At 65.6% G+C, this 23,167-nt stretch carries 22 protein-coding genes and 1 pseudogene; 12 read left to right on the forward strand and 11 right to left on the reverse strand.

The window, feature by feature from the left end:
• Positions 1-7: 7 nt before the first annotated feature.
• Positions 8-466 carry a DUF1508 domain-containing protein gene (locus FCN77_RS00400; RefSeq protein ID WP_254678778.1) on the reverse strand — a complete coding sequence of 153 codons (459 nt, stop codon included), beginning with the start codon at positions 464-466 and terminating at the stop codon, positions 8-10.
• 122 nt (positions 467-588) lie between these two features.
• On the opposite strand from FCN77_RS00400, the gene FCN77_RS00405 reads away from it, so the two are divergent.
• On the forward strand, positions 589-1,143 hold the full coding sequence (locus tag FCN77_RS00405; RefSeq protein ID WP_137320642.1) for a cysteine hydrolase family protein: 555 nt from the start codon (positions 589-591) through the stop codon (positions 1,141-1,143).
• Positions 1,144-1,261: 118 nt separating this feature from the next.
• Positions 1,262-2,365 carry an FAD-dependent oxidoreductase gene (locus FCN77_RS00410; RefSeq protein WP_137324573.1) on the forward strand — a complete coding sequence of 368 codons (1,104 nt, stop codon included), beginning with the start codon at positions 1,262-1,264 and terminating at the stop codon, positions 2,363-2,365.
• A 679-nt stretch (positions 2,366-3,044) separates the two neighbouring features.
• Here the strand turns inward: FCN77_RS00410 and FCN77_RS00415 are convergent.
• Positions 3,045-4,022, reverse strand: coding sequence for a LacI family DNA-binding transcriptional regulator (locus tag FCN77_RS00415; RefSeq protein WP_137324574.1), 978 nt, complete (start codon positions 4,020-4,022; stop codon positions 3,045-3,047).
• Positions 4,023-4,254: 232 nt separating this feature from the next.
• Here FCN77_RS00415 and FCN77_RS00420 point away from each other — a divergent pair, with 232 nt between their 5' ends.
• Genes FCN77_RS00420 through FCN77_RS00430 form a run of 3 tightly spaced genes read left to right on the forward strand, consistent with a single transcriptional unit; the run spans position 4,255 to position 7,730 of the window.
• Positions 4,255-5,325 carry a nucleoside hydrolase gene (locus FCN77_RS00420; protein WP_254678779.1) on the forward strand — a complete coding sequence of 357 codons (1,071 nt, stop codon included), beginning with the start codon at positions 4,255-4,257 and terminating at the stop codon, positions 5,323-5,325.
• Positions 5,326-6,750, forward strand: a complete 1,425-nt coding sequence (locus FCN77_RS00425) for an MFS transporter (RefSeq protein ID WP_137320643.1) — start codon at positions 5,326-5,328, stop codon at positions 6,748-6,750. It abuts the gene before it with no gap.
• Positions 6,747-7,730: a ribokinase gene (locus tag FCN77_RS00430; RefSeq protein WP_137320644.1), complete on the forward strand. Its 984-nt coding sequence runs from the start codon at positions 6,747-6,749 to the stop codon at positions 7,728-7,730. The genes FCN77_RS00425 and FCN77_RS00430 overlap by 4 nt, the downstream gene beginning before the upstream one ends.
• 185 nt (positions 7,731-7,915) lie before the next feature.
• Here FCN77_RS00430 and FCN77_RS00435 read toward each other — a convergent pair whose 3' ends face one another.
• Together FCN77_RS00435 and FCN77_RS00440 are read right to left on the reverse strand one after the other, a co-directional pair.
• Positions 7,916-8,092: a CsbD family protein gene (locus FCN77_RS00435; protein WP_137320645.1), complete on the reverse strand. Its 177-nt coding sequence runs from the start codon at positions 8,090-8,092 to the stop codon at positions 7,916-7,918.
• 279 nt (positions 8,093-8,371) lie between these two features.
• Positions 8,372-9,022: a DUF1345 domain-containing protein gene (locus FCN77_RS00440; protein WP_137320646.1), complete on the reverse strand. Its 651-nt coding sequence runs from the start codon at positions 9,020-9,022 to the stop codon at positions 8,372-8,374.
• 223 nt (positions 9,023-9,245) lie between these two features.
• Between FCN77_RS00440 and FCN77_RS00445 the strand changes: the two genes are divergently transcribed.
• On the forward strand, positions 9,246-10,205 hold the full coding sequence (locus FCN77_RS00445) for an undecaprenyl-diphosphate phosphatase (RefSeq protein ID WP_137320647.1): 960 nt from the start codon (positions 9,246-9,248) through the stop codon (positions 10,203-10,205).
• 129 nt (positions 10,206-10,334) lie between these two features.
• Here the strand turns inward: FCN77_RS00445 and FCN77_RS00450 are convergent, their stop codons facing one another.
• The 4 genes and pseudogenes from FCN77_RS00450 to FCN77_RS00465 form a co-directional block, all read right to left on the reverse strand.
• Complete coding sequence (locus FCN77_RS00450; RefSeq protein ID WP_137320648.1) at positions 10,335-11,213, reverse strand: hypothetical protein; 879 nt, start codon at positions 11,211-11,213, stop codon at positions 10,335-10,337.
• Positions 11,214-11,475: 262 nt separating this feature from the next.
• Positions 11,476-12,528 carry an ABC transporter substrate-binding protein gene (locus FCN77_RS00455; protein ID WP_137320649.1) on the reverse strand — a complete coding sequence of 351 codons (1,053 nt, stop codon included), beginning with the start codon at positions 12,526-12,528 and terminating at the stop codon, positions 11,476-11,478.
• 71 nt (positions 12,529-12,599) lie between these two features.
• The gene (locus FCN77_RS00460) at positions 12,600-13,484 is read right to left on the reverse strand and encodes an ABC transporter permease (protein ID WP_137320650.1); all 885 of its coding nucleotides are present in this window, start codon (positions 13,482-13,484) and stop codon (positions 12,600-12,602) included.
• Positions 13,481-14,289: pseudogene (locus FCN77_RS00465) on the reverse strand (ABC transporter ATP-binding protein). The gene FCN77_RS00460 and the pseudogene FCN77_RS00465 overlap by 4 nt, the downstream one beginning before the upstream one ends.
• On the opposite strand from FCN77_RS00465, the gene FCN77_RS00470 reads away from it, so the two are divergent.
• From FCN77_RS00470 to FCN77_RS00480, 3 genes are all read left to right on the forward strand, one after another.
• Positions 14,276-14,542: a hypothetical protein gene (locus FCN77_RS00470; RefSeq protein WP_137320651.1), complete on the forward strand. Its 267-nt coding sequence runs from the start codon at positions 14,276-14,278 to the stop codon at positions 14,540-14,542. The pseudogene FCN77_RS00465 and the gene FCN77_RS00470 sit on opposite strands and share 14 nt — an antisense overlap.
• 74 nt (positions 14,543-14,616) lie before the next feature.
• The gene (locus FCN77_RS00475) at positions 14,617-16,179 is read left to right on the forward strand and encodes a sensor histidine kinase (protein ID WP_137320652.1); all 1,563 of its coding nucleotides are present in this window, start codon (positions 14,617-14,619) and stop codon (positions 16,177-16,179) included.
• The gene (locus FCN77_RS00480) at positions 16,176-16,859 is read left to right on the forward strand and encodes a response regulator (RefSeq protein ID WP_137320653.1); all 684 of its coding nucleotides are present in this window, start codon (positions 16,176-16,178) and stop codon (positions 16,857-16,859) included. Before FCN77_RS00475 ends, FCN77_RS00480 begins: the two co-directional genes overlap by 4 nt.
• Here the strand turns inward: FCN77_RS00480 and FCN77_RS00485 are convergent.
• The 3 genes from FCN77_RS00485 to FCN77_RS00490 all read right to left on the reverse strand — a co-directional run bounded on the left by FCN77_RS00485 (position 16,840) and on the right by FCN77_RS00490 (position 19,030).
• Entirely contained in the window at positions 16,840-17,541 is a 702-nt protein-coding gene (locus tag FCN77_RS00485) for a DUF6454 family protein (protein ID WP_254678780.1), read from the reverse strand. The two genes, FCN77_RS00480 and FCN77_RS00485, sit on opposite strands and share 20 nt — an antisense overlap.
• Positions 17,542-17,577: 36 nt before the next feature.
• Positions 17,578-17,976 (reverse strand): hypothetical protein, encoded by a 399-nt coding sequence (locus tag FCN77_RS26505; protein WP_254678781.1) that lies wholly within the window; start codon positions 17,974-17,976, stop codon positions 17,578-17,580.
• 352 nt (positions 17,977-18,328) lie between these two features.
• Positions 18,329-19,030 carry a GntR family transcriptional regulator gene (locus tag FCN77_RS00490; protein ID WP_137320654.1) on the reverse strand — a complete coding sequence of 234 codons (702 nt, stop codon included), beginning with the start codon at positions 19,028-19,030 and terminating at the stop codon, positions 18,329-18,331.
• 106 nt (positions 19,031-19,136) lie between these two features.
• On the opposite strand from FCN77_RS00490, the gene FCN77_RS00495 reads away from it, so the two are divergent.
• From FCN77_RS00495 to FCN77_RS00505, 3 genes are all read left to right on the forward strand, one after another.
• Positions 19,137-19,895 (forward strand): LamB/YcsF family protein, encoded by a 759-nt coding sequence (locus tag FCN77_RS00495; protein ID WP_137320655.1) that lies wholly within the window; start codon positions 19,137-19,139, stop codon positions 19,893-19,895.
• 100 nt (positions 19,896-19,995) lie between these two features.
• Positions 19,996-21,330 carry an MFS transporter gene (locus FCN77_RS00500; RefSeq protein WP_137320656.1) on the forward strand — a complete coding sequence of 445 codons (1,335 nt, stop codon included), beginning with the start codon at positions 19,996-19,998 and terminating at the stop codon, positions 21,328-21,330.
• A 127-nt stretch (positions 21,331-21,457) separates the two neighbouring features.
• A complete protein-coding gene (locus FCN77_RS00505) occupies positions 21,458-23,167 on the forward strand; it encodes a carboxyltransferase domain-containing protein (protein WP_175417093.1) in 1,710 nt (569 codons plus the stop codon).

Raw genomic sequence — 23,167 nt, forward strand, 5'->3', positions numbered from 1 at the left:
GGCGTGACTAGGCTGCGCCCGTCAGGTGCGGCGCGGGCCGGCGTACCGGCCCGTGTGTGCGGAAATTGGCACCGGGCACGCGGGCCGGTTCGCAGTTGGTTGGTGCAGGGGCGGGCGGTACGGGTGCAGGAGACACTCCGGCAGGTGCCGTTACCTGGCTGGCCGCCGGGCAAAGGTCCGTAACGAGTCCCATGCCCGCGCACTCGCGCACCGCGGCGATGCAGGCAGCGGCCGCGGACTTATCCTCGAAAGCGGCTGACACGGCCAGCTCGGTTCCGTCCGGCCCCATTAGCCGGAACCGGAAATGTGCCTCGGCGTCAATGAACACTTCAAACTTGCCGGCCATAACTATCCTTCCGGTCTGCGGTTCCTGTCCGCTGGCAGCTGCGCCGCTAAACAGGCCCGAGCGCATGTCTGCGATCGCCTTCCGCTGGTCTGGTCGAACGATCAGAATTGAACCGTTCATCAAGTGATTTAAGTCTGTCGCGGGCGGGTGTGGCCTTACAAGGCCGGGCAGGTTAAGCCCACGTAAAATGCATGCAACGGGCTGCCGGACCCGGTACCCGCCCAGAACCTGAGGAGCTCGTTATGACCAAACTGTCAGATCGGCCCAATACCGCCTTGATGGTGATTGATGTCCAGAACGGCGTCGTGGCCGAGGTGCATGAGCGTGATGCCGTGGTGGCCAACATCGCCGCGCTGGTCGACAAAGCCCGCGACGAAGGCGTGCCGATCGTCTGGGTCCAGCACTCGGACGAGCAGCTGCAAAAGGGGAGCGAAGCGTGGGAGTACGTTCCCGAGCTGAAGCGCCGCGAGCCGGAGCCGCTGGTCCATAAGTCGTACGCAGACTCCTTCGAGGACACGGACCTGGAGGATGTGCTGGCCGCGGCCGGGATCGGGCGCCTGGTTGTGGCCGGGGCGCAAACCGATGAGTGCATCCGGTCCACCATCCACGGCGCCTTTGTCCGCGGCTACGACGTCACGCTCGTCGGTGACGCGCATACAACCGAGGATCAGAGCGCGTGGGGCGCTCCCACCCCGGACAAGGTCATCGCGCACACGAACCTCTACTGGAAGTACCACACGGCGCCCGGCCGCACCGCCGCTGTCACGGAATCCAGGGACGTGACGTTCGCCGGCTGATGCCCATTGGCGTCGGGGCCGTCAGCCGCAGCGGACAAGGACCCTTGCTCAGCTTGGCAGAATGGAAACCGGCAAAAGGCCTCAAAGGGGCTTCGGGACTGAGTTGGGTGGATCCATGGTGGAAGTTGACGTCGCCGTTGTCGGCGGAGGTGCGATGGGATCCGCGGCCGCATGGCAGCTTGCCCGCCGCGGGCACTCGGTGACTCTCCTTGAGCAGTTCGGGCAAGGGCACCACATCGGCGCTTCCCACGGTGCGACGCGCAACTTCAACATGGCGTACGCGGAGCCGGACTACCTCGATCTGGTGACCGAGGCGAAGAGTCTCTGGGACGAGCTTGCCGCCGAAACCGACACGCAGCTCCTCGACCTGGTGGGTCTGGTCAACCACGGCGACGTCCGCCGGCTTCACGGCGTCCGCGCCGCGCACGCGGCGCTGGGCATCGAAAGCCACTTCATCCCGGCGTCGGAGGCGGCAAGCCGCTGGCAGGGCATGAACTTCCGCAGCGACGTCCTGGTTGTCCCCGGCTCCGGACGTGTCCGGGCCGCCGATGCCCTGGTGGCGCTTCGCCGGGCCGCGGAATCACACGGCGCCCGCTTCGAGTATTCGACGCCGGTCCGCGACATCCGCGTTACCGGCGAGGACCGGGTAGTTGTGGTGACCGATTCAGCAGAGATCGAGGCACGCCGGGTTGTGGTCACGGCCGGCGCCTGGACCACCAGGCTCCTCGGAAACCTGGTCCGGCTCCCCGAACTGGTGGTGACCCAGGAACAGCCCGCCCACTTCACGCCGCTGGACGACTCGCTCGTCTGGCCGAGCTTCAACCACAGCCCCGACCCGGACGACCCCCGCGACGCCTACTGGTACAGCCCGGTCTACGGCATGCTCACGCCGGGGGAGGGCATCAAGGCCGGCTGGCACGGGGTGGGGCCGATGACCGATCCGGACGCCCGCAGCTTTACCCCCGAGCCGGTGCAGCTCGGGGCGTTGGCGCGGTACGCCCGGGAGTGGCTGCCCGGAGTGGACCCGGCATCGGCGGTTCCCATCAGCTGTACCTACACGAGCACCGCCAACGAGGACTTCGTGCTGGACCGCTTTGGGCCAGTGGTGGTCGGCGCCGGCTTTTCCGGGCACGGCTTCAAATTCACCCCGGCAGTGGGCCGGGTGCTGGCCGACCTGGCCGACGGCGGCAGAGCCCCGGGCCGCTTCTCCGCCCGGCGTTAGCACGCCGCCCGGACCGCTTCCCGCCCGGGCCGTTTCTCCGCCCGCCCCCGCAAGCGCCTGACTGGCGGTCAGCGGGCGGGCATCCGCTTCAGAGGGTAGCGTTGGATGGCATGTGCAACCGTCGACTGGTTCTATGCGTCCTCGCGGTGCTGTCCGTCGTCGCCGCCGGAGTCTTGGCTTTTGCTGTTCCTGCGGGTGCGGAACCCTGCCCGGGCAAGCAGGTTCCGGCTGCCGCCGGCGGGTTCTGCGTTCCCGGCGGGCCGCCTTCCCCGGACCCTACGTCGTCGGCAACTTCCCCGGCTGAACCTGCGGGCTCCGCACCGGGGCGGGGTGGCCAAGGTCCTGCGGGCCCGCAGCCTGTTGTCACCGGTTCCGGCCCGGAAGACGTGCCGTCCCAAGAAGGGGTGGCTGGCCAGGGATCAACGCCGGGCCCCAGTGTGTCCGCCGGATCGCCGTCAGCCGCAGGCCCTGCCGCCCGTCCGGCAGGCGCGGCGTCGCACCCGTCCCGGTCGGCCCGGACCTTGACAGCGGCACCGCCGGATTCCGGCAGGGCAGAGGCCGGGGCCGTTCCCGTGGCCGGGTGCTTAGTTGCCATCGGCGGCGGGATGCTGCTGCTCTCCTCAGTTTTCGGGTTCATGAGGTTCCGTCCCGCCGCCCGCTGAGGGGCAGGAGTTGCGCCTCAGGCCGTGGAGCCGCGCACCACGAGAGAACTTTCCAGCGTCAGCTGGGGCTGCTCCAACGGGCGGCCTTCCATGAGGCCGCGCAGCTGCTCGCCGGCCTTGAGCCCGAGCGGCGTCGCCGGCAGGTGCACGCTGGTCAGGCCGGGATTGCTCGTCGCTGAATACGGCAGGTCGTCGAAGCCCGCCACTGCAAGCTCCTCCGGGATCCGCACGCCCGCTACCCGGGCCTCCTGCAGCACGCCATAGGCGTGCGTATCGGTACCGCACACGACGGCGGTGACTCCGGACCGCTGCCACTGCGGCCACGCCCGGGCGAACGCCTCGGCGGCCGCCCCGACGTCGATCGTGGTGCTGATGATGCACCCGGGCGGCACCGAGATCCCGCGCGACCTCGCCTCTTCGAGGAATGCGTTGCGGCGCACATCGAACGTGGCCGTGCCGGTCACGCTGTCGATGTATGCCGCCCGCGTGTGCCCCGACTCGGCCAGGTGGGCCGCCAGCTCGCGTGCGCCGTGCGCCACGTCCAGGTTGACCGACGGGGCGTACGTCTCCAGGCCGGGAGCATCAAGCAGCACCAGGGGCCCGGCAGCGGACAGTTCTTCGAGGAAGTCGGCGTTGGGGGCATCCACCAGCAGGCCGGCGGGCCGGAGCGCCATGAGCTTCCGGACGTCGTCCGCCTGCGGAAACTCGCCGGCGTCGGTGACGGACAACAGCAGCTGGTAGTCGGCGCCAAGGGACTCCCGCACCCCGGCGATCACCTTGGCGAAGAACGGGTTGGAGATGTCCGGCGCCACCAGAATGACGATCGAGCTCACGCCCTTGGCCAGCGAGCTGCCGATGCCGTCCACCACGTAGCCCAGCTCGGAGATGGCCTCCTGCACGCGCGAAATGTTGTCCCCGGACACGCGGCCGCGGGTCTTGCCGTTGGCCACGAGGGAAACAGTCGCCGTCGATACCCCGGCGCGCGCCGCAACCATGGCCGCCGTGACCCGCGGCGCTGCGGCCCGCGTCGTTGCACCCTGCGTCGTTGAGGCCTGCGGCGCTGAGGCCCTCAGCCCTGCGTCCGGCTGGTCCTGTACGTGCTCCGCGGATTCCATACCTCGATCGTAGTCGGCGCAGCCGCCACACCCGCCCCGTCAGGCCCAGCATGGCATCAAGCGCTTGACGCAATTTACGTTAAGCGCTTGACGTTGAGGCGGCGGAAGTGCCATGATCACTCTGATTGCTTTAGCGCCCTGCCTCAGGCGGGACCCCAATGACGTGGAGATAGACGTGGACCCCAACCCCGTGACCCCTGGCCGCAAGAAGATCATCCTGGACTGTGACCCCGGGCATGACGACGCCGTGGCGCTGCTGCTTGCGCACGGCAACCCTGACATCGAGCTGCTTGCCGTTACCACCGTGGTGGGCAACCAGACCCTGGAAAAAGTCACCCGCAACGCCCTGTCCGTCGGCACCATCGCCGGCATCACCGGTGTCCCCTTTGCCGCCGGCTGCGACCGACCGCTGGTGCGCACCATCGAAACCGCGCCGGACATCCACGGCGAAACCGGCATGAACGGCCCCGCCCAGCCCGAGTCCGCCATCGAGCTGGACCCGCGCCATGCCGTCGACCTCATCATCGATACGGTCATGGCGCACGAACCCGGCACGGTGACCCTGGTCCCCACCGCCGGCCTCACCAACATTGCCATGGCTGCCCGCAAGGAGCCGCGCATCGTTGAACGCGTCAAGGAAGTGGTCCTCATGGGCGGCGGCTACCACGTGGGCAACTGGAGCGCCGTGGCCGAATTCAACATCATCATCGATCCCGAGGCCGCGCACATCGTCTTCAACGAGAAATGGCCCGTGGTGATGGTTGGCCTGGACCTCACGCACCAGGCCCTGGCCACCCCGGAGGTCGTTGAGAAGATCGCCGCGGTGGGCACCAGGCCGGCCAAGTTCGTGATGGAACTGATGGAGTTCTTCACCAGGACCTACAAGGACGCCCAGGGCTTCGACTACCCCCCGGTCCACGACCCCTGCGCCGTCGCCTATGTGATCGACCCGAGCATCGTCACCACCCGCAAAGTTCCGGTGAACATCGAACTGCAGGGCAAGCTGACGCTCGGGATGACCGTGGCGGACTTCCGTGCCCCCGCGCCCGCCGACTGCAACACCTCCGTCGCCGTCGACCTGGACCACGGGCGGTTCTGGGACCTCGTCACCGATGCCCTCATCCGGATCGGCGAACCCACTCTCCTGGAAACTGCCGGCGCAGCAACCGGAGGCGTCAAGTAAATGGCCACCATCACTGAAACCAAGACCACCCGCGGCAACATCACCGCACTCATGGTCGCCCTGCTCGCAGCCTGCGTGGCCTTCCAGCTCAACGCCTCGATGCTCAGCCCGGCCCTGGTCACCATGGGCAGCGAACTCCACACCGACCAGGCAGTCATCGGCCTGTCCCAGACCTGGTTCTTCACCGCCGCCGCCCTGTTTTCCCTCTTCCTGCCCCGCCTGAGTGACATCATCGGCCGCAAGAAGATCCTGCTCGGGATGATGCTGATGATGGCCGTCGGCTCGGTCATCGCCGCAATGGCCCCGGACGTCACCTGGCTCTTTGTCGGGCGCATCATCCAGGGCGTCAGCGGCCCCACCGTGCCGCTGTGCCTGATCATGCTGCGCTCCGCCGTCAGCAATCCGCGCAAGTACGGCACGCTCATGGGCCTGATCACGGCCGTCAACGGCGGCGTGGCCGGCGTGGACTCCTTCGTGGGCGGCTACTTCGCCGAGCACTTCGGCTTCCGCAGCATCTTCTGGCTCATGGTGGTCCTCGCGCTGGTGGCCACCGCGCTGATCGCGCTCCTGGCCGGCGAAAGCAAGCCCGCGGCCGGCACCACCATGGACTGGCTCGGGGTGTTCTTCATCGTGGTTGCCGTCGGCGCGCTGCTCACCGCCCTCAACGAGGGTTCCAAACTCGTCGGCGGCTTCTCGGCGGGCACCCTGATGCTGTCCCTCGGACTGGTGGCGATTGCCGTCGTCGCCTTCCTTGCTTTCTGGACCGTGGAGAAACGCTCCAGGCAGCCCATGGTGGAAACTGTCCACCTGCGCCAGCGCTCCACCTGGGCCCCGCTGCTGACCACCACGCTGACCATGACCGGAATCTTCGCGGTCATCAACGGCATTGTTCCCGCCTACGTGCAGGCAGCCGCACCCGGCTTCGGCGTAGGGCCCACCGAGATGTCGCTGATCATCCTGACCCCGTACGCCCTGCTCGGCTGGCTGGTGGGCCCCATCAGCGGCAGGCTGGCACCGGTGCTGGGCTACACCAGGGTGCTGCGGATCGGCCTGTTGGGCAGCATCGCCGCGCTCGCCCTGATCGCCTTCTTCGGCCTGGGCAGCCTGCCGATGATGATCGCCGGAACGGTCTTGCTGGGCATCATGTACGCGGGTACGGTCAACATCATGCTGAACGGACTTGGAGTGGTGCTCTCGCCGGCCGGAAACCCCGGATTCCTGCCGGGCATGAACGCAGGCGCCTTCAACCTTGGTGCGGGCCTCAGCTTCCTGGTGCTGCCGGCCGTGCTGGTGGCAACATCAGCCCTCGGGGACGCCAAGGCGTCTTACCTGACTGTGGTGGTTGTTGGCCTGGTGATCACCGTCGCGGCGTTTGGCGCCTCGCTCCTGATTCCCAAGCCGGTCGAGGCTGAGGTGGCCGAATGAGCGCCGGAACAGCCGGAGCGCACGGCCGGATCGTCGTCGTCGGGTCCCTGAACGCCGACCTGACCATCTATTGCGAACGGCTCCCGCTGCCGGGCGAGACGGTCCATGGCACCGGTTTCGCCGTCAACCCCGGCGGAAAGAGCGCCAACCAGGCCGTGGCGGCCAGCCTGCTGGGCGGGGCGGTCAGCCTCATCGGCGCCGTGGGGGACGACTCCAACGGCGAGATGCTCCAGGCCTCCACCGCAGGGGCCGGCGTGGACATCTCGCATGTGCGGACATCCCACTCCGCCGCGACCGGCGTCGCGGTCATCGCCGTGGACGCCCACGGCGAGAACAACATCATCATTTCCGCCGGGGCCAACGGAACCCTGGCTCCCGCCGACGTCGCGGCGTCCGCGGACGCGTTCGACGGCGCCTCCGTGGTCTGCCTGTGCCTGGAGGTCGGCCTCGAAACCGTGGAAGCCGCCGCCCGGATGGGGCACGACGCCGGCGCGACGGTTCTGCTGAACCTCTCGCCTTACGGCGAGATCCCGCAGAGCCTCGCGGACCTGAGCGATGTCCTGCTGGTCAACGCCCATGAAGCGTCGCTTTTTCTCGGCTCCGGGGGCGCCGGTTCAGGGGAGATGCCGGGCGCTAAAGCGGACGACGCCGCGTGGGACCAGGTGCGGCAGCGTTTCGCCGAGCGCGGGCTGCAGCAGGTCCTGGTCACCTTGGGCGCCAACGGTTCAGTGGTTCTCGATTCCCGGGCCGCCGGAGACGGACGCGTTACCCGGATTGCGCCGGTCAAGGTCAATGCTGTGGACACCACGGGCGCGGGGGACGCGTTCACGGGCGCAGTGGCCGCACGGATTGCCGCCGGTGATCCGCTGGCCGAGGCTGCAGCCTTTGCCTCCGTGGCGGCGGCACTGGCTGCCACCAGAAAGGGCACCCAGGCCGCCTACGCCGGGGTTGCGGACGTGGACCGGATGCGGGCGTTGTAGGAATCTTAGCTCCGGCGGGCTGGAAGTATGATGCCGACGACGCGCAACCCGGCAGGGCTGGTCGGCGCCGGACCCTTCGAGGCCGCCATGGAGGACTGGTCGGCCCTCTGGGTGTGGCCCCGCCCCTCATCCGGACACGCAAAAAGGTGCACCCCCCGGGGGGTGCACCTTTTTGCTTGCGGTCGTCAGTCCTTCTTGAAGGCGTCCTTGACCTTTTCGCCGGCCTGCTTCAAATCACCCTTGGCCTGATCGGCCTGGCCCTCGGTACGCAGGCTTTCGTCGCCCGTTGCGGCGCCGGCAGCTTCCTTACCCTTGCCTCCTGCCTTCTCGGCAGCGTTCTCGATCTTGTCGCCTAGTCCCATGGTGTTTCCTCCTCTGGTTGGCGGCCGTTCGATCCGGCCTCGCAAACATCATAAGCATGCTTATCTTCAAAGCGCCACCGACCGTGGAGCGAGATCGATGGCGGTCCGCAGGCTCACCCGGCGTGTCGGTCGATGCGCTGTTCGAAAGCTGTTGCGGCCTGACCTCTGCTTTTCGACGGAAATCGCTGGACTCCGGGACCCTCACGGCCGGTTCCTATCGGTGCGCTTTCTGAGCGAGTCACGGCACGGGTGTGAACGGGGACCTTGCGGTGCACCGCTTCAGCGGACGAGGCCGGAGACGAGGTTGATGGTTGTGGCTAGCACGATGGCACCGAGGAGGTAGGAGAGGAGGGCCTGGCGCAGCGCGGTGTACCGGATGGCGTCGGTTCTCAGGTCCGTGTCCGAAACCTGGAACGTCATGCCGATGGTGAAGGAGAGGTATGCGAAGTCCGCGTACTGCGGAGGCTTTTTCTTGTTGAAGTCCACTCCATCGTTTTCCCGGTAGTAGATGGTGGCGTACCGGAGTGTGAAGAGAGTGTGGACCAGGAACCAGGACAGGGCGACGCTGGCTAGTGCGAGGGCAGTGATTGACGCTTTCATCCCGCCCTCGCTGGAACCTGCCTCCAGCAGGATGAGTGCGACGCCGCCGAAGCTGCCCAGGGTTGCCACCAGGAGGAGCAGATCCGACACGACTCGGCCGGGATCCTCCCGGCGGGCGTGGGCTGCGGTGCCGGCGGCATCGAGGCGGCCGACGACGGACCACACCCAGATGAGGTAGATCAGGCACGCGGCCGCCCATCCCATGGCCGGGGCATAGGCCCAGGAGCCAAGAACCCCGACGGGCAGCGCGACGGCAAGGCCGCCGACCACCATGACGGTCGTGCGCAGACTGGAGCGGTGGACGGGCCTGCTGAACCTGGGGATGCTCATCACCTGATCATGACATTCCCGCACCGTGTCACCGGCCAGGGGGTGCGTGTCTGCGGGATCCACAGGGCCGGCCCGTGCGTTTTGCAGGGCCGGAAGGGGCGGCGATTCTTGCTACCGCTCCGCGCTGAGGTGGTGGCGAGGGCGCGTGACGACGTCCCTGCGCGGAAGTTGCCCGCGGGCGCCCTGTAACGCACCGCTCATATGCGCCTGATAGTCTCCGCCCATGATCAACATCCTCCAGGCCGCGATCCTCGGTCTCATACAGGGCGTCACCGAACTGTTCCCCATCTCAAGCCTGGGCCACAGCGTCATCCTGCCGGCGCTGTTCGGCTGGGACCTGGACCAGAACAACCCGTCCTTTCTGACGTTCCTCATCGCCACCCACCTGGCAACGGCGATCGTCCTGTTCGTGTTCTTCCTCAAGGACTGGATCGAGATCTTCAAAGGCCTCGGCCGGTCCGTCCGCGACCGTAAGATCTCCGCAGGTGACACGTACGCGAAGCTTGGGTGGCTTCTTATCGCCGGAACCATTCCCGCAGGGATACTGGGACTGGTCCTGGAAAAGCCCATCAGGGGCCTGTTCGCGTCCCCGTTGCTCGCCGCTGGGTTCCTAGTGGTGAACGGGCTGGTGCTTTTCGCCGCCGAGGCACTGCGCCGGCGCCGGACAACGCCCGCCCTGGTATCCTCCCGGTCCGCTAAGCCGGAGCTTGGCGTGGCCACGTCCGCCCAGGACTCCTCCACGCCCGACTCCAGCATGACCGCATCCCTCGAGAACACTGACGTGGCTGACTCCCGTCTGGCCGGACTGTCCTGGAAACAGGCGTTTGGCATCGGCTCCGCCCAGGCGGCAGCACTGCTGCCGGGGATCTCCAGGTCCGGATCCTCGATGGTAGGCGGGCTGCTCTCCGGGCTGTCCCATGAGCACGCCGCGCGGTTCAGCTTCCTGCTCGCAACCCCCATCATCGGTGCCGCAGCAATACTGAAACTTCCGGAGGTGTTCAACCCCGCCATGGCAGAAGAACGAGGATCGTTCCTGGTCGGCGCCGTGTGTGCCGCCGCGGCAGCGTGGTTATCAACGAAATTCCTCCTTCGGTTCTTCGAAACCAAAAGCCTGACCCCATTCGCCGTCTACAGCGTTATTGGCGGAGGCGTCTACTTCACGGCACTCCTGCTGTGGGGCTGAGATGACCAGCCAGCTGCGTGGCGCCGACAACGGGCCGCTCTGGCGGCGCGTCTGAGCTGTGGTGCAGCTATTTTGCGGATGTCGCGGCCGGGGCAGCATGATCCGCTTTACGTCCCCGCGCTTCCTTCTTCATTCATCGGGGGCCGGCCGGGGGCCTTTGCGTTCGATGTCCCGGCCGGTGATGGCGAGGTAGGAGACGAATCCGAGGATGAGGGCGGCCCATCCGAGGCTGACGGGCCCGGAACCCCAGTCGAGTCCGCCACGCGCCGGGGAGACGGCCATCCAGTCGGCCAGGGAAGCCCCAAGGGGCCGTGCCGTGATGTAGGCAAACCAGAACCCGACGACGGCGTTCAGCCCCAGCCGCCGGTAGTCGACGGCGGGAATCGCGATGATCACCGCAAACAAGACTGCCGAGGGCAGATATCCAAGATTCAGCGTCATCGCCGTAAGGTCGCCCGCTGCGGTGCCGAGGGCAAAGGTGGTCAATACAGCTGCCCAGTAGAAGAACTCCCTCCGCGGCGTGAGGATGCTGTGGATGGACAGGGTCCGTTCGGTGCGGTGCCAGACGATGAAGACGACAGCAAGGACGACGGTGAAGACCACTGTCGATGCCGCATAAGGCACGTCGAGGCCGACATGGAGGACGTCGGCGGCCATGGTGCCGAAAACGCTGACCATCACCACGGCAGACCAGTAGATCCACGGAACGTAACGGCGGACGGCGAACTGCAACAACAGCGTGATTGCCAGTCCTGCCGCCCCAAGCGCGACGGCGATCAGCGGACCGAGCCAGGTCACCAGGAAATCCGAGGTCGTCTCGCCCATCCCGGTGGTGAGCACTTTAGTGATCCAGAAGTAGACCGAGACTTCCGGGACCTTGCTGGCGGCACACCCGGCGCCGCGACGGAGACCGCCGGGGTGCGCTAACCTGCTGAGCGCCCCGGGACGTCCGGGTTGGAAAGACGCCTGGACGCTGTCGCGGAGTTGATCTTGAACGGGCTCAGTCATGGACGGATTGTCCCAGACGAACCTTGACGTTCCGCCGGGGTTAGAAAGTCCCGTTCCCGTGCCGCGGAACGTGAGCCGTGCACATTCTCTCGTTATCGCAAATAAAGGATTTCAAGGACAGGATGCATCGGGAACGGCGGGGTGCTAGCGTCGAGCTCCCGCCAATGACCCGGCCGCTGAGGACCATGTTTCGCCAGGCTTACGCAATACGGCGGTCACGTCATTAGACGTGACCGCCGTATTGCCAGGAGTGGCCGGAGGATTACTTCGCGGCTTGGACGAATTCGTTCGTGAACGTTTTCGCCAGGTCGATGGCTTTGCCCTTGACTTCGGCGTTGGTTTGAAGGACGTCGTTGACAATCTTCGGGCCGTCGGCAGGCATGAGGCCGGTGGGGCTGTAGATGCCCTTTTCTGAGTCCAGTGCCTGGATATAGGCGTCCTTGCCCACGCCGGCGTAGTAGTCGGCGGGAACCTTATCGGTGATTTCGGCAGCCGTGTGGTCCTGGATGTATTTGAGCGTCTTGACGTAGACGTTGGCCAGTTTCTGGACAACGTCCTTGTGTGCCTCCACGTAGGCGGTTGTCATGTACAGCGATGTTGCCGGGTAGGCACCGCCGAAGGTCTGCTTGGCACCGTCAAGAGTCCGTGAGTCGTAGAGGATGAAGGCCTTGTTGGTGTTGACCAACTGGGAGACCGTGGGTTCCGTGGTCATGGCGCAGTCAATGTTCTTGTGGTCCATTGCGGCGATGAGGGTACCTCCGGACTGCACACCGATGCGGTGTGTTTCCGTCGGTGCGACACCATTCTTCTGGCCGATGTATTGGGTCAGGTAGTCGGTGGAGGATCCGAGGTCGGTGATGCCCAGGTTGAGTCCCTTCCAGTCCGCGGCTGACTTGATCTGGTCTTTGAGGTCGGTCCGGCAGAGTTCGACTTCTCCGGGGACCTGGAGCATGGTCACGACAGCCTCGGTTGATTTTCCTTTGGCCTGCAGGACCTGGTTGTGGTCGTAGAACCCGCCGACACCGTCGACCTGGCCTGAGATCATGTTGGTTTCCGCGTCCACGCCGGCCGGTTCGTCCGAAAGCTGGACGTTCAGGCCAGCGTCCTTGTAGTAGCCCAGCTGGTCGGCCAGCTTGAACGGCAGGTAGATCTGCTTGTTCAGCCCGCCCACCATGAGCTTCACTTCCTGGCCGTTGGCGTCACCGGCCTGCTGCGGCGCCTGTCCCGCGGTGCTGGCTGTGTTCGCGCAGCCGGTCATTCCCGCTACCAGGGCTACTGCCATTCCTGCTCCGGCGATCCATTTTTTCCTAGACATTGTTCTCCTCTTTGAGATGGGTTGTGCCTCGTAGCCCTCTCTTGGCCCGAGGCGGCGGGTGAAGGGGGTGCTCAGGCTTCGGCTGCCGCGCTGTGCTGTGGCGGCCGCCAGCGCAGCAGCCGGTTTTCCAATTTGGTGATCAGCCACTCGGCGATGAGTGCGACGCCGGCCATAATGAGCATGGCGGCCCAGATGCCGTTCTGGTTGAGGTTTCCCTGTGCCTGCCGAATCAGGTTGCCCAGGCCTTCCTGGGATCCCAGGAACTCTCCGACGATGGCGCCGATCAGTGCGAAGCCGAAAGCCACGTGGAGGCTGGCGATGATCCAGGAGAAGGCTGAGGGGATGACCACCTGGCGGGTGACCTGCCATTTGCTGGCTCCGAGGATCTCGGCGTTGGCGATGAAGTTCTTGTCCACTTCCCGGGTGCCCTGGAAGGCATTGAAGAAGACGCCGAAGAACACCAGGACGATGACCAGCATGACTTTGGACATTAGGCCAAGGCCGAACATGACGACAAAGGAGGAGCCCAGCACGATGCGGGGGACGGCGTTGACGATCTTAAGGAAGGGGCCGATGACCTCGGACAGGAATTGGATGCGGCCCATTGCGACGCCAAAGACTATGCCGAGGGCGGTACCGATGAAGAATCCGATGAGGGCTTCTTCTATGGTCACCGTGATCTGTTGGCCCAAGGATCCGTTGTCGGTTCCTTGGGTGACCCAGATATAGAGCTGGTTCACGATGAGGCTGGGCTGGCCGTACAGGAGCGCATCGAGCACTTTGCCGCGGACCAGCAGTTCCCAGCTGCCTAGAAGCACCACGACGATGCCGAGCTGGACTGCGAGGACTTTCAAACGGCGGCCTGTGAGGGATTTCTTCCGTCCCTGAGTAGGTGCCTGGGCGGACGGCTTCGGCTCCTGGGTGGCCACAGTATTCTCCAGGCTGGTCATGGTCATTCCGCTTCCTTTGCGTCCGGGGCGGCGCTTCGGGTCGTCTGGGCGTAGGCGATGTCCACTTCCTCACGCAGGGCTTCCCAGATGTTCTGGTAGATCTCGTTGAATTTCTTGTCGAAGCGGATTTCCTGCACCACGCGGGGCCGGGGCAGGTCGATGTGGAAGGTGGCCTTGATTGAGGCGGCTGGGCCGGCGGTGAGGACTACGACCTTGTCGGCGAGGGCGATGGCTTCCTCGAGGTCGTGGGTCACGAACACCACGGCGGGCCGGGTCTGTTCCCACAGGCCCAGCAACTCCGTGCTCATCTTGGCTCTGGTCTGTACATCCAGGGCGCTGAACGGTTCATCCATAAGCAGCAGCTCGGGCTCGTTGATCAGGTTCTGGGCCAGGGCGACGCGTTTGCGCATGCCTCCGGAGAGCTGGTGCGGGAAGTTGCTTTCAAATCCAGCGAGCCCGACCCTGCGGATCCAATCGCGTGCATCCCGGTAGGCCGTGGTTTTCGATACCCCCCGGTACCTGGGGCCCGCGGCGACGTTTTCCAGGACGGACTGCCAAGGCAGGATCGCGTCTGTCTGGAACATGAAGCCGGCCTTGGGGTTATGCCATTGACGTCCTTGCCGAAGACGCGCACGGATCCTTCGGATGCCCTTTCCATGCCTGCCGCCAAGGTCAAGGCCGTTGACTTGCCGCACCCTGTGGGCCCGACGATTGCGCAGAACTCTCCACGCTCGACGCGCAGGTCAAGATTCTTCAGGGCCGTATAGCTGGAGCCGTCGGGCGTCCTGAATCTTTTGGTGGCTGCTGTCATTTCGATTGCCGGGGACGTCGTCGCCGCCCGGCGGTTTAACTGTGATTCCGACACCGTTGTCACTCGAATCCTCTCCTTCGTGCTCGTTCGCTCGGGTGAACTGGATCACATAAGCTGTATTGAGCTTAGAAAGAGATGGCAGGTGCTGAAACAGTTCTGTAAGTTCTGCAAAATAGCCGCGATGTTGCAGGTTTTGCGCGTTTTGTTCAGGATCGCGGCGGCGGAGGCCGGCTCCTCCGGCCGCTCGCTGTGAGATGGGCCCGAATCAGGGACTTTCTGCGGGCCCGCAGGCGGACCAGGACCCTAACCGCGCAGATCCTGGTCTGGATGCTGTCGATACTGGTGCTCACGGTGACCTTGGGCGCTGTCCTTTTCACACTGATCAGCAACCAGACCCTGAACCGCCAGTACCAGCTGCGGGCGCTGGGAATTGCGGTCACCGTAGCCCAGATGCCTGCGGTGGTTACAGCCTTGGGATCGGGTGACGCCGGCCACTCTATCCAGGCGATAGCAACGCGGGTACAGACCGAGGCTCAGCCAGACTATGTCGTGGTTACCGACAGGAACGGTGTCCGATACTCTCACCCGAACCCCGACCTGATTGGACGGACCCTGGAGGAACCCGTAGCCGTACTGGACGGCCAGAACCATGTCGGCACCGATCAGGGCAGCCTGGGAGCATCGGTAAACGCCAAGGCACCTATCCGCGCGGCAGATGGCACCGTTATCGGCCAGGTGTCGGTTGGCATCCTCGAAACCGTCGAAAACACGGAGGTGGCCCAGCAGATTTGGGTGATCGCAGGTTATTCAGTCGTGGTACTGCTCATCAGCGCCTCCGGCTCACTGGTACTCGGCCGCCGGATCAAGAGAGTTACTTTCGATCTCGAACCGGCAGAGATCGCCTCCTTGCTGCAGGAACGCGAAGCCCTGTTGCATGGCATCCGTGAAGCGATGATCGGCGTAGACGACGGCGGGCGCGTTACGGTGATCAACGAGGAGGCCCGCCGGCTGCTTCGCCTGGAAGGAAGCAGCATCCTTGGCGAACCTCTGGAGGACCTCCTTCCGGTCGGAAGGCTCAGGGACCTCCTCACCGGGCAGCTTGACGGCACGGATCAGGTGGTGATCACGGACGACGCGCTGCTGGTGGTCAACCGCATGCCCGTCAACCTCGCCGGCAGAAGCATTGGCGCCGTGGTGACGCTGCGGGACCGCACTGAAGTGGAGGCCCTGGTGCGGGACCTGCGCTCCCTTCGTGGTCTGATAGAAGCGTTGAGGGCGCAGGAACACGAGTACGCTAACCGGCTTCATGTGGTGGACGGACTGCTGGAGATGGGTGATGTGGAACAGGCGCGTCGTTTCGTCTCAAAGATTTCTGACACGTCGCGTTCCCTTGGTGAGGGTCTGCGTGGCCGGGTTGAACCCCCGGAATTGGCTGCCCTCCTGCTGGCCAAGATCACTGTCGCGGCCGAACAGGACGTACAGATCACGGTGACAGAGGACTCCCGCCTGGACCAGACCACGGCTAGCCACCAGTCCTTACTGACGATCGTTGGCAACCTCCTGGACAACGCCGTCGACGCGCTTGCCAACACGCCCGAGCCCCGGGTTGTGACGATCCAGTTCGACGACGCAGACGGCGTCTTTATTGCAGTACGCGACAACGGGCCGGGTGTTCCTGCCCACAGCCTTGAGAAGGTCCTGGTTGACGGCTATTCCACCAAGGAGGCCCGGCCCGGCATGAGGCGGGGGATTGGACTGGCGCTGGTGAGCCGGATCGTCCGCCGTGCCGCCGGCACCCTGGACGTTTTTCCGGGACCTGGCGGACACTTTGAAGTATGGCTCCCGGCCGACTCGCAAGCCACATCCCCAAACGACGAGGACACTCCATGATCAGAACCCTGGTAGTCGATGATGATTTCCGGGTAGCCGCCATCCACGCTGCACGGTTGGCCAAAGTGGATGGTTTCGAGTGCGTGGGAGAGGTATATACAGCCGCGGCCGCCCGGGAGGCCATTGTCCGGCTGGAGCCCGAACTGCTCCTGCTGGACGTCCATCTTCCGGACGAGGACGGAATTTCACTGCTGCGTTCCCTGCAGGCCGCCGGCAGCCAGGTTGATTGCATCATCATCACCGCCGCACGCGATTTGGCCACGGTCCGGTCGGCGATGAGCAGCGGAGCTGTCTACTACCTGGTCAAACCTTTCAGCTTTGACCAACTGCGCATCCAGCTCGAAGCCTATCGACGCTGGCGTGACGAACTGGAGTCATCTGCGCGCGGGGATCAGGCCACCGTTGACAGCCTCTACAACCTGCGCAGGGCCGCCGTCGAACCTGCGGCCGCTCCGCCGCCCCGGCTTCAGCCGACCATGCAAAAGGTTTTCGATGCTGTACGTGCCTCGCAGAAGCCGATCGGCGCGGCCGACATAGCGGACCAGCTTGGCGTCAGCCGCCCCACAGCCCAGCGCTACCTGGGCGCACTTGAACGCAAGGGACTGGTCAGCCTGGAACTGGCCTACGGGTCCACTGGGCGCCCCCTGAACTCATACACAGCTAAACGGAGTCTCTCCTAGCTACCGGGCTATGTGTGACCTTGGTCCGGCTGATTCGCGCCACCGGGTGGTTATTCCCTAAATGAAACGCCACCCGGCGGCTGGCCGGGTGGCGTTTCTCGGAGTCCTGTTTTTCGGTGCCGGTGCCGGTGCCGTTGCCTTCGTCGCCGTTGTCGGGGGCCACCTTCATGGAGAGGTGGTTCCCGTCGGCGGTCATTTTGAACGGGTTGCGGGTGGCCACATGGCCGGCGGTGGACCACTGCTGGAACGGGACGTCGCGGATCACGCTGTGGGATTTGAGGTCGATCATCGCCATGCTGCCGAGCTCGTAAGTGGCGCCGGCGCCGCCGGCCGCCGGGGTCTGCGGGAGGTTGGTGATCCCGTCGCAGAGCATCTTGGAGCTGGGAACGTACTGGCAGTCCTGGTAGTCGATGAAGTAGTTGGGGTTCTCCGAGGTCGAGAGCTGCTTGCCCTGCAGGTCCCATTCCGCGAAGCGGCGCGAGCCCCAGGTGTTGCCGACCAGGTGGCCGGTCTGTTTGTCCATAACGATGCCGCCGAAGTGGTCCTTTACCTCGAACTGCTTGTGCACGTCCAGCGTGGCCGCGTCGACACGGTAGATGATGGCGCTGCTGTTGGGCCGGTACTGGGCCACGGGGATCCAGACGTTGGTGCCGTCGAAATCGATGCCTCCCGGGTGGTACATGTCGCCCTCGCCGAGGATGATGTCCTTTTGCAGGTTTCAGGCCTTGTCCATGACGAACAGATGGCCAATACCCTTGCCCGGTGTGCGGTCGAACCCGTCCTGCGGGGTCGGGAACTTCGTGGTCGGCTCGATGATCTGAACGGCCGAGAGGAAGATGTGGTCCTGGCTGTAGGCGATTCCCTCAGTGTGGAACGTCGGGAAGTTCAGCTTCAGCTTGGACGTCTGCTGCCAGTTCGTGCTCCCGTCAACACTGTTGAAGGCGTCGGCCAGGGCAGTGTCCGTTTCACTGTGGGTGGCGGATTCAGCGCCGGTGCCCTGGTGCTGATCATTGTTGCCGGCGGCCTGGGCCGCCGCGGTGAGCATCTTGGTGAACAGAACGTTGCTGTGAGCCCGATGGGGGCATCGAAGGCCTGGCGCCCGCGCGAGGAGCGGCATGGCAAACACCCTGCAGCCGGAGCGGCCAGGCGAGGTTCCGGGTCAGGGCTTGCTGTTCAAGACGTCGGGGGCGAAGCCGTTCGGGCCGGGAGCTCCGGAACATCCGAGGCGGGTGAAGGCTCGTGTCCTGCGGGAAGTGACTACGTAGCCACCACTCCTACCGCTCCGACATGACGCAGGCCATCCGCGTTCCCCATTAGGCGGGTAGCCGCGGCCGCCCCAGTCGCACTATGGGCGGCCATTGGGGAAAGTGCGTTGGGCCACCAGTCACGCAGTACCCGCAAGCGTCGTCAGAAGCCGCGAAACCCGGGGTAGGCCACTGGCCGCTCCGCATGAATGAATACCGCGTCTTCTAGTCCCCGTGGACTTCGGCCTGCTTTTCCTCGGACCGGTCCAGGTAGGACTCCAGCAGCTCGGCCGAACGGTCCAGTTCACCGGCTTCGAGCGCGGCGCAGATCTCCTCGTTGTCCTTGAGGTAGCCGCTGTAGAAGTGCGCGTCCACTGTGGCCTTGTGGAAGAACAGCCGCATCTCGGCCAGGACCTGGGACATGATGGTGTTTAGCCGGCGGCTCCCCGCCAGGGCCACGATCGCGCCGTGGAAGTGCTGGTTCGCGCTGCCCAGCGCCTCGTCGTCGTTCGCGGCCGCCGCGAGCTTCCCCTCCTCAACCGCCGCCCGGACGGCGGCCACGGCTTCCGGGTTGCCACCTCTGCGGATCGCGCTGACTTCCAGGACGCGGCGAACCGTGTAGACGTCGTGGATGTCCCCGGCCCCCAGGCTGGCCACGAAGACGCCGCGGTTCGGGTGGCGCACCACCAGGCGCTCGCTGGCCAGCTCGGCAAAGGCTTCGCGGACCGTGTTGCGTGAGACGCCCAGGTCCTCGGCAATGGTGGATTCAGTGAGGCGGGCGCCGGGCAGGAGGATTCCCTCTGCCAGCTGCAGCCGCAGCTCGTCGGCCACCCGGTCCGCCACCGAAGGTACGGTGACGCGCAGGCGGGCTGCTGCGGATGCCGATGCGGCGGAGCTGACTCGTACTGCTGCTTCTGAAGGGGCCATACTCCAGAATTTACACGATCGTCACATTGTTGAATCGAAGAATTGTTGAACAATCGCTGAATTTGGTGCATCCTAGTAGGAGTAAATCAATGAGACGAGGATCACAATGGTTAACATGGACCTGAACAGCGACGTAGGCGAGTCCTTCGGTCGCTGGACCCTGGGCGACGACACGGCGATGTTCCAATCCGTGTCCAGCGCCAACGTGGCCTGCGGTTTCCACGCCGGCGATCCCACGGTCATCCGCCGTACCTGCCGCGAAGCCGTGCAAGCCGGCGTGATGATCGGAGCCCATGTGGGCTACCGTGACCTCTCCGGATTCGGCCGCCGCTTCGTGGACATCGATCCCCTTGAACTGGCTGACGACATCGTCTACCAGATCGGTGCGCTGCAGGCGCTGGCCGCCACCGAAGGGGCCCGCGTCCGCTACGTCAAGCCGCACGGCGGCCTGTACAACGCAATCGTCTTCCACACCGCCCAGGCACGCGCCGTCGTCGACGCCGTCAGGTCGATCGATCCCGGACTGCCCATTCTTGGCCTTCCCGGCTCGGAGGTGCTGCGCCTTGCGGAAGCAGCCGGACTCCGCGCCGTTTCCGAAGCCTTTGCCGACCGTGCCTACAACCCCGACGGCACGCTCGTCTCCCGCTCGCTCCCCGGGGCTGTCCTGCATGACCCGGCCCAGGTGGCCGAACACGTCCTGCGCATGGCCGCCGACTCCGCCATCCGCACCGTGGACGGCTCCATCCTGAGAATCAATGCAGACAGCATCTGCGTCCACGGCGATTCCCCCGGGGCCGTTGCCATGGCTGTCGCAGTGAAGGCTGCGCTTTCCGACGCCGGCATCACTATCAGAGCGTTCGCCTAAACCGCGTTCGCCTAACCCCGCGACCGCTTCGCGAGCAAAAATTCCGCCAAGCAACCGCGCCCACCACCCAGGCAGCACCCCGCACTCCTGAAGGAAAACCATGACCACGCACAACCCGGCCGCCCGCACCAGCGCCCGCAAGATCCCGCCCGGAGCCCTCAAAGCCTACGTTGCCAGCCTCACCGGCACCTCGCTCGAGTACTACGACTTCGCCATCTACTCGGTGGCTTCAGCGCTGGTCTTCCCGAAGATCTTCTTCCCGGGCAATGACGAGTTCGTGGGCCTCCTGCTCTCCTTCTCAGCCTTCGCGGTGGGGTACCTTGCCCGGCCCATCGGCGGTGTGATCTTCGGCCGGCTGGGCGACAAGATCGGCCGCAAGCACGTCCTGGTTGTCACCCTGATGCTGATCGGTGCGGCCACAGTGCTGATCGGCCTGCTACCGGACTACTCGGTCATCGGGGTGGCGGCTCCCACCCTCCTGGTGCTCCTGCGCCTGGCCCAGGGCATCGGCGTCGGCGGCGAATGGGGCGGTGCCGTCCTGCTCTCCAGCGAATTCGGCGATGCCAGCAAGCGGGGCTTCTGGTCCTCGGCGGCCCAGATCGGCCCGCCGGCCGGCAACCTGATGGCCAACGGTGTTCTGGCCGTGCTGGCGGCAACGCTCAGCACCGAAGCCTTCCTCTCCTGGGGCTGGCGCGTCGCCTTCCTGGCTTCCGCGCTGCTGGTGGTCTTCGGCCTGATCATCCGCCTCAAGCTTGAAGAAACCCCCGTGTTCAAGGCCATCAAGGCCCATGGGGAACAGCCCAAGGCCCCCATCACAGAGGTGTTCACCAAGGAACCCCGCGCCCTCGTGGCCGCCGCACTGTCCCGCGTCTGCCCCGACGTCCTCTATGCCCTGTTCACCGTCTTCGTGGCCGTCTACGCCACCAAGGAACTCGGCATGACCACAGGCAATGTCCTCACCGCCATCCTGATCGGCTCAGGCTTCCAGCTGTTCCTGATCCCGTTGGCCGGCGCCGTGACTGACCGCTTCAACCGGCGCCTCGTTTACGGCATTGCCGCCGTGGGCACCGCCGCATACATCCCGCTGTTCTTCCTCATGATTGAGGGCAAGTCGGTGCTGATGCTCATTATCGGCGTCGTGATCGGCCTGGCCTTCCACGCCTTCATGTACGGCCCGCAGGCCGCCTACATCACCGAGCAGTTCCCGGCCCGGCTGCGCTACGCCGGCAGCTCGCTGGCCTACACCCTGGCCGGCGTTATCGGCGGCGCCGTGGCACCGCTCATCTTCACTGCGCTCTATGCAGCGTCCGGTGACTGGTTCCTGATCGCGGCCTATCTCCTGGTGGCCTCCGCAGTGACCGTTGTGGGCCTGGCCCTCGGCCGGAACCCGCAGACCGCCGAGGAAGAGCGGCTCCTGGCTGACACCCACGCCTGAACATCACTGACTGCGGCTGGCTGAACAGCGGCTGTACGAAACAATTGCCCGACTCACCAACGGCCACGCGGACCACCGCTGCGCCAACCACCTGATGACGCTGACGAACGGATATTTGAGGCAGCTGATGATTGAAACAGCGGGGGAAACCCTGACCGCGCACAAGGTCCTCTCGGTACGGCCCGTGGGAACGCGGGCGGTGCTCGCGGAGCTGTCCGGAACGCCGGACGTGCTCGCCCTGCAGACCCTGCTGCTGGAATCGCCGCTCCCTGGCCAGCTGGACGTCTTGGCGGCCGCGCAGACCGTGATGGTCCGCGCGGATTCGCCGGCGGCTGCCCGCCGGATGGGTGCCCTCCTGCTGGAGCTGGACCTGACGGCCCAGTCGAAGCAGGAGGGCGGCCTGGTGGTCATCGACACCGTGTACGACGGCGAGGACCTCGCCGAAGTGGGGCGGCTGACCGGCCTCGGAACAGACGGCGTGATCGAAGCGCATACCGGCCAGATCTGGACAGTGGCCTTCGCCGGGTTCGCGCCTGGGTTCGGCTACATGGTGGGGGAGAACCAGGAGCTGGAGGTTCCCCGCCGGAGTTCACCGCGCACCGCGGTGCCCACCGGATCCGTTGCACTGGCAGGCAACTATTCGGCCGTGTATCCGCGCAAATCCCCGGGCGGCTGGCAGCTGATCGGCCGCACCGGGGCACGCCTGTGGGACCTCAACAGGGCCGAGCCGGCACTGGCCAGTCCGGGCCACCGTGTCCAGTTCCGTGCCGTCCGCGACGTTGTGGCCATGGCGCCCGAGCCCGCATCCGCCGCCGAGGCGCCGGCCGGGGAACCGGATTCCGGCCTGCGGATCGTTTCCCCCGGACTCCAGAGCCTCATCGAAGACCTGGGCCGGCAGGGCCATTCCGCCCTTGGTGTGTCCGCCGCCGGGGCGTTGGACCGGGCATCACTGCGTCGGGCCAACCGGCTGGTGGGCAACAGCCCCTCGGCTGCGGCGATCGAAACCGTCGCCGGAGGGCTCCGGGTCCAGGCCGTTGGCGACCAGGTGCTGGCAGTCGCCGGGGCGCCGTCGGCACTGACTATCGACCCGCCGTCGGGCGCAGTATCGGACGCTGAATCCGACCCTGAATCTGACTCCGGGCAGTACGAACCGGCGCGGCAGCGCACCGTTCCCATGGCCACCCCGTTCGCCCTGCTGGACGGTGAAACCCTGACCCTGGGCGCACCCGGGGCCGGCTTCCGCAGCTACCTCGCCGTCCGCGGCGGCGTGGATGCCGCGCCGGTCCTGGGCAGCCGTTCCACGGACACCATGTCCGGGATCGGGCCGGTGCCGCTTGCTGCGGGCCAGCTGCTGGCATCCGGGGACGTGGTCGAATCCGGTGTGGTGGCACATCCCGAACTCCAGCCAGAGTTTCCCGGGGCCGGCGTCACGGTGCTGGACATTGTGCTGGGCCCCCGCGCCGACTGGTTCGATGCGTCTGCCCTCGAGTCCCTGTGCGGGCAGGACTGGGTGGTGAAGCCGCAGTCCAACCGTGTGGGCATGAGGCTGGACGGCACGCCGCTGGAACGCAGCCGGCAGGGCGAACTGCCCAGCGAAGGGACCGTGGCCGGAGCCATCCAGGTTCCGCCGGAAGGCCTCCCTGTCCTTTTCCTTGCCGACCACCCGATCACGGGCGGCTACCCGGTGATCGGCGTGGTGGTGGACCACCAGCTGGACCTGGCCGCCCAGGTGCCCATCGGCGGCAGCATCCGCTTCCGGTGTTTTCCGGATCAGGCTTTCCCCGAACGGACGTCCCCCGAACAGACTTCCTCCGAACAGACTTCCCAAGAAAAGTGA

Source organism: Arthrobacter sp. 24S4-2 (assembly GCF_005280255.1).
Lineage (GTDB): Bacteria > Actinomycetota > Actinomycetes > Actinomycetales > Micrococcaceae > Arthrobacter.

Bases quoted from the DNA above. Each gene is read 5' to 3' on its own strand.
- FCN77_RS00400 (WP_254678778.1), bottom strand. From the start codon at position 466: ATGAACGGTTCAATTCTGATCGTTCGACCAGACCAGCGGAAGGCGATC.
- FCN77_RS00405 (WP_137320642.1), top strand. From the start codon at position 589: ATGACCAAACTGTCAGATCGGCCCAATACCGCCTTGATGGTGATTGAT.
- FCN77_RS00415 (WP_137324574.1), bottom strand. From the start codon at position 4,022: ATGGTTGCGGCGCGCGCCGGGGTATCGACGGCGACTGTTTCCCTCGTG.
- FCN77_RS00420 (WP_254678779.1), top strand. From the start codon at position 4,255: ATGATCACTCTGATTGCTTTAGCGCCCTGCCTCAGGCGGGACCCCAAT.
- FCN77_RS00425 (WP_137320643.1), top strand. From the start codon at position 5,326: ATGGCCACCATCACTGAAACCAAGACCACCCGCGGCAACATCACCGCA.
- FCN77_RS00430 (WP_137320644.1), top strand. From the start codon at position 6,747: ATGAGCGCCGGAACAGCCGGAGCGCACGGCCGGATCGTCGTCGTCGGG.
- FCN77_RS00435 (WP_137320645.1), bottom strand. From the start codon at position 8,092: ATGGGACTAGGCGACAAGATCGAGAACGCTGCCGAGAAGGCAGGAGGC.
- FCN77_RS00440 (WP_137320646.1), bottom strand. From the start codon at position 9,022: ATGAGCATCCCCAGGTTCAGCAGGCCCGTCCACCGCTCCAGTCTGCGC.
- FCN77_RS00445 (WP_137320647.1), top strand. From the start codon at position 9,246: ATGATCAACATCCTCCAGGCCGCGATCCTCGGTCTCATACAGGGCGTC.
- FCN77_RS00450 (WP_137320648.1), bottom strand. From the start codon at position 11,213: ATGACTGAGCCCGTTCAAGATCAACTCCGCGACAGCGTCCAGGCGTCT.
- FCN77_RS00455 (WP_137320649.1), bottom strand. From the start codon at position 12,528: ATGTCTAGGAAAAAATGGATCGCCGGAGCAGGAATGGCAGTAGCCCTG.
- FCN77_RS00460 (WP_137320650.1), bottom strand. From the start codon at position 13,484: ATGACCATGACCAGCCTGGAGAATACTGTGGCCACCCAGGAGCCGAAG.
- FCN77_RS00475 (WP_137320652.1), top strand. From the start codon at position 14,617: ATGCTGTCGATACTGGTGCTCACGGTGACCTTGGGCGCTGTCCTTTTC.
- FCN77_RS00480 (WP_137320653.1), top strand. From the start codon at position 16,176: ATGATCAGAACCCTGGTAGTCGATGATGATTTCCGGGTAGCCGCCATC.
- FCN77_RS00485 (WP_254678780.1), bottom strand. From the start codon at position 17,541: ATGTACCACCCGGGAGGCATCGATTTCGACGGCACCAACGTCTGGATC.
- FCN77_RS26505 (WP_254678781.1), bottom strand. From the start codon at position 17,976: ATGCCGCTCCTCGCGCGGGCGCCAGGCCTTCGATGCCCCCATCGGGCT.
- FCN77_RS00490 (WP_137320654.1), bottom strand. From the start codon at position 19,030: ATGGCCCCTTCAGAAGCAGCAGTACGAGTCAGCTCCGCCGCATCGGCA.
- FCN77_RS00495 (WP_137320655.1), top strand. From the start codon at position 19,137: ATGGTTAACATGGACCTGAACAGCGACGTAGGCGAGTCCTTCGGTCGC.
- FCN77_RS00500 (WP_137320656.1), top strand. From the start codon at position 19,996: ATGACCACGCACAACCCGGCCGCCCGCACCAGCGCCCGCAAGATCCCG.
- FCN77_RS00505 (WP_175417093.1), top strand. From the start codon at position 21,458: ATGATTGAAACAGCGGGGGAAACCCTGACCGCGCACAAGGTCCTCTCG.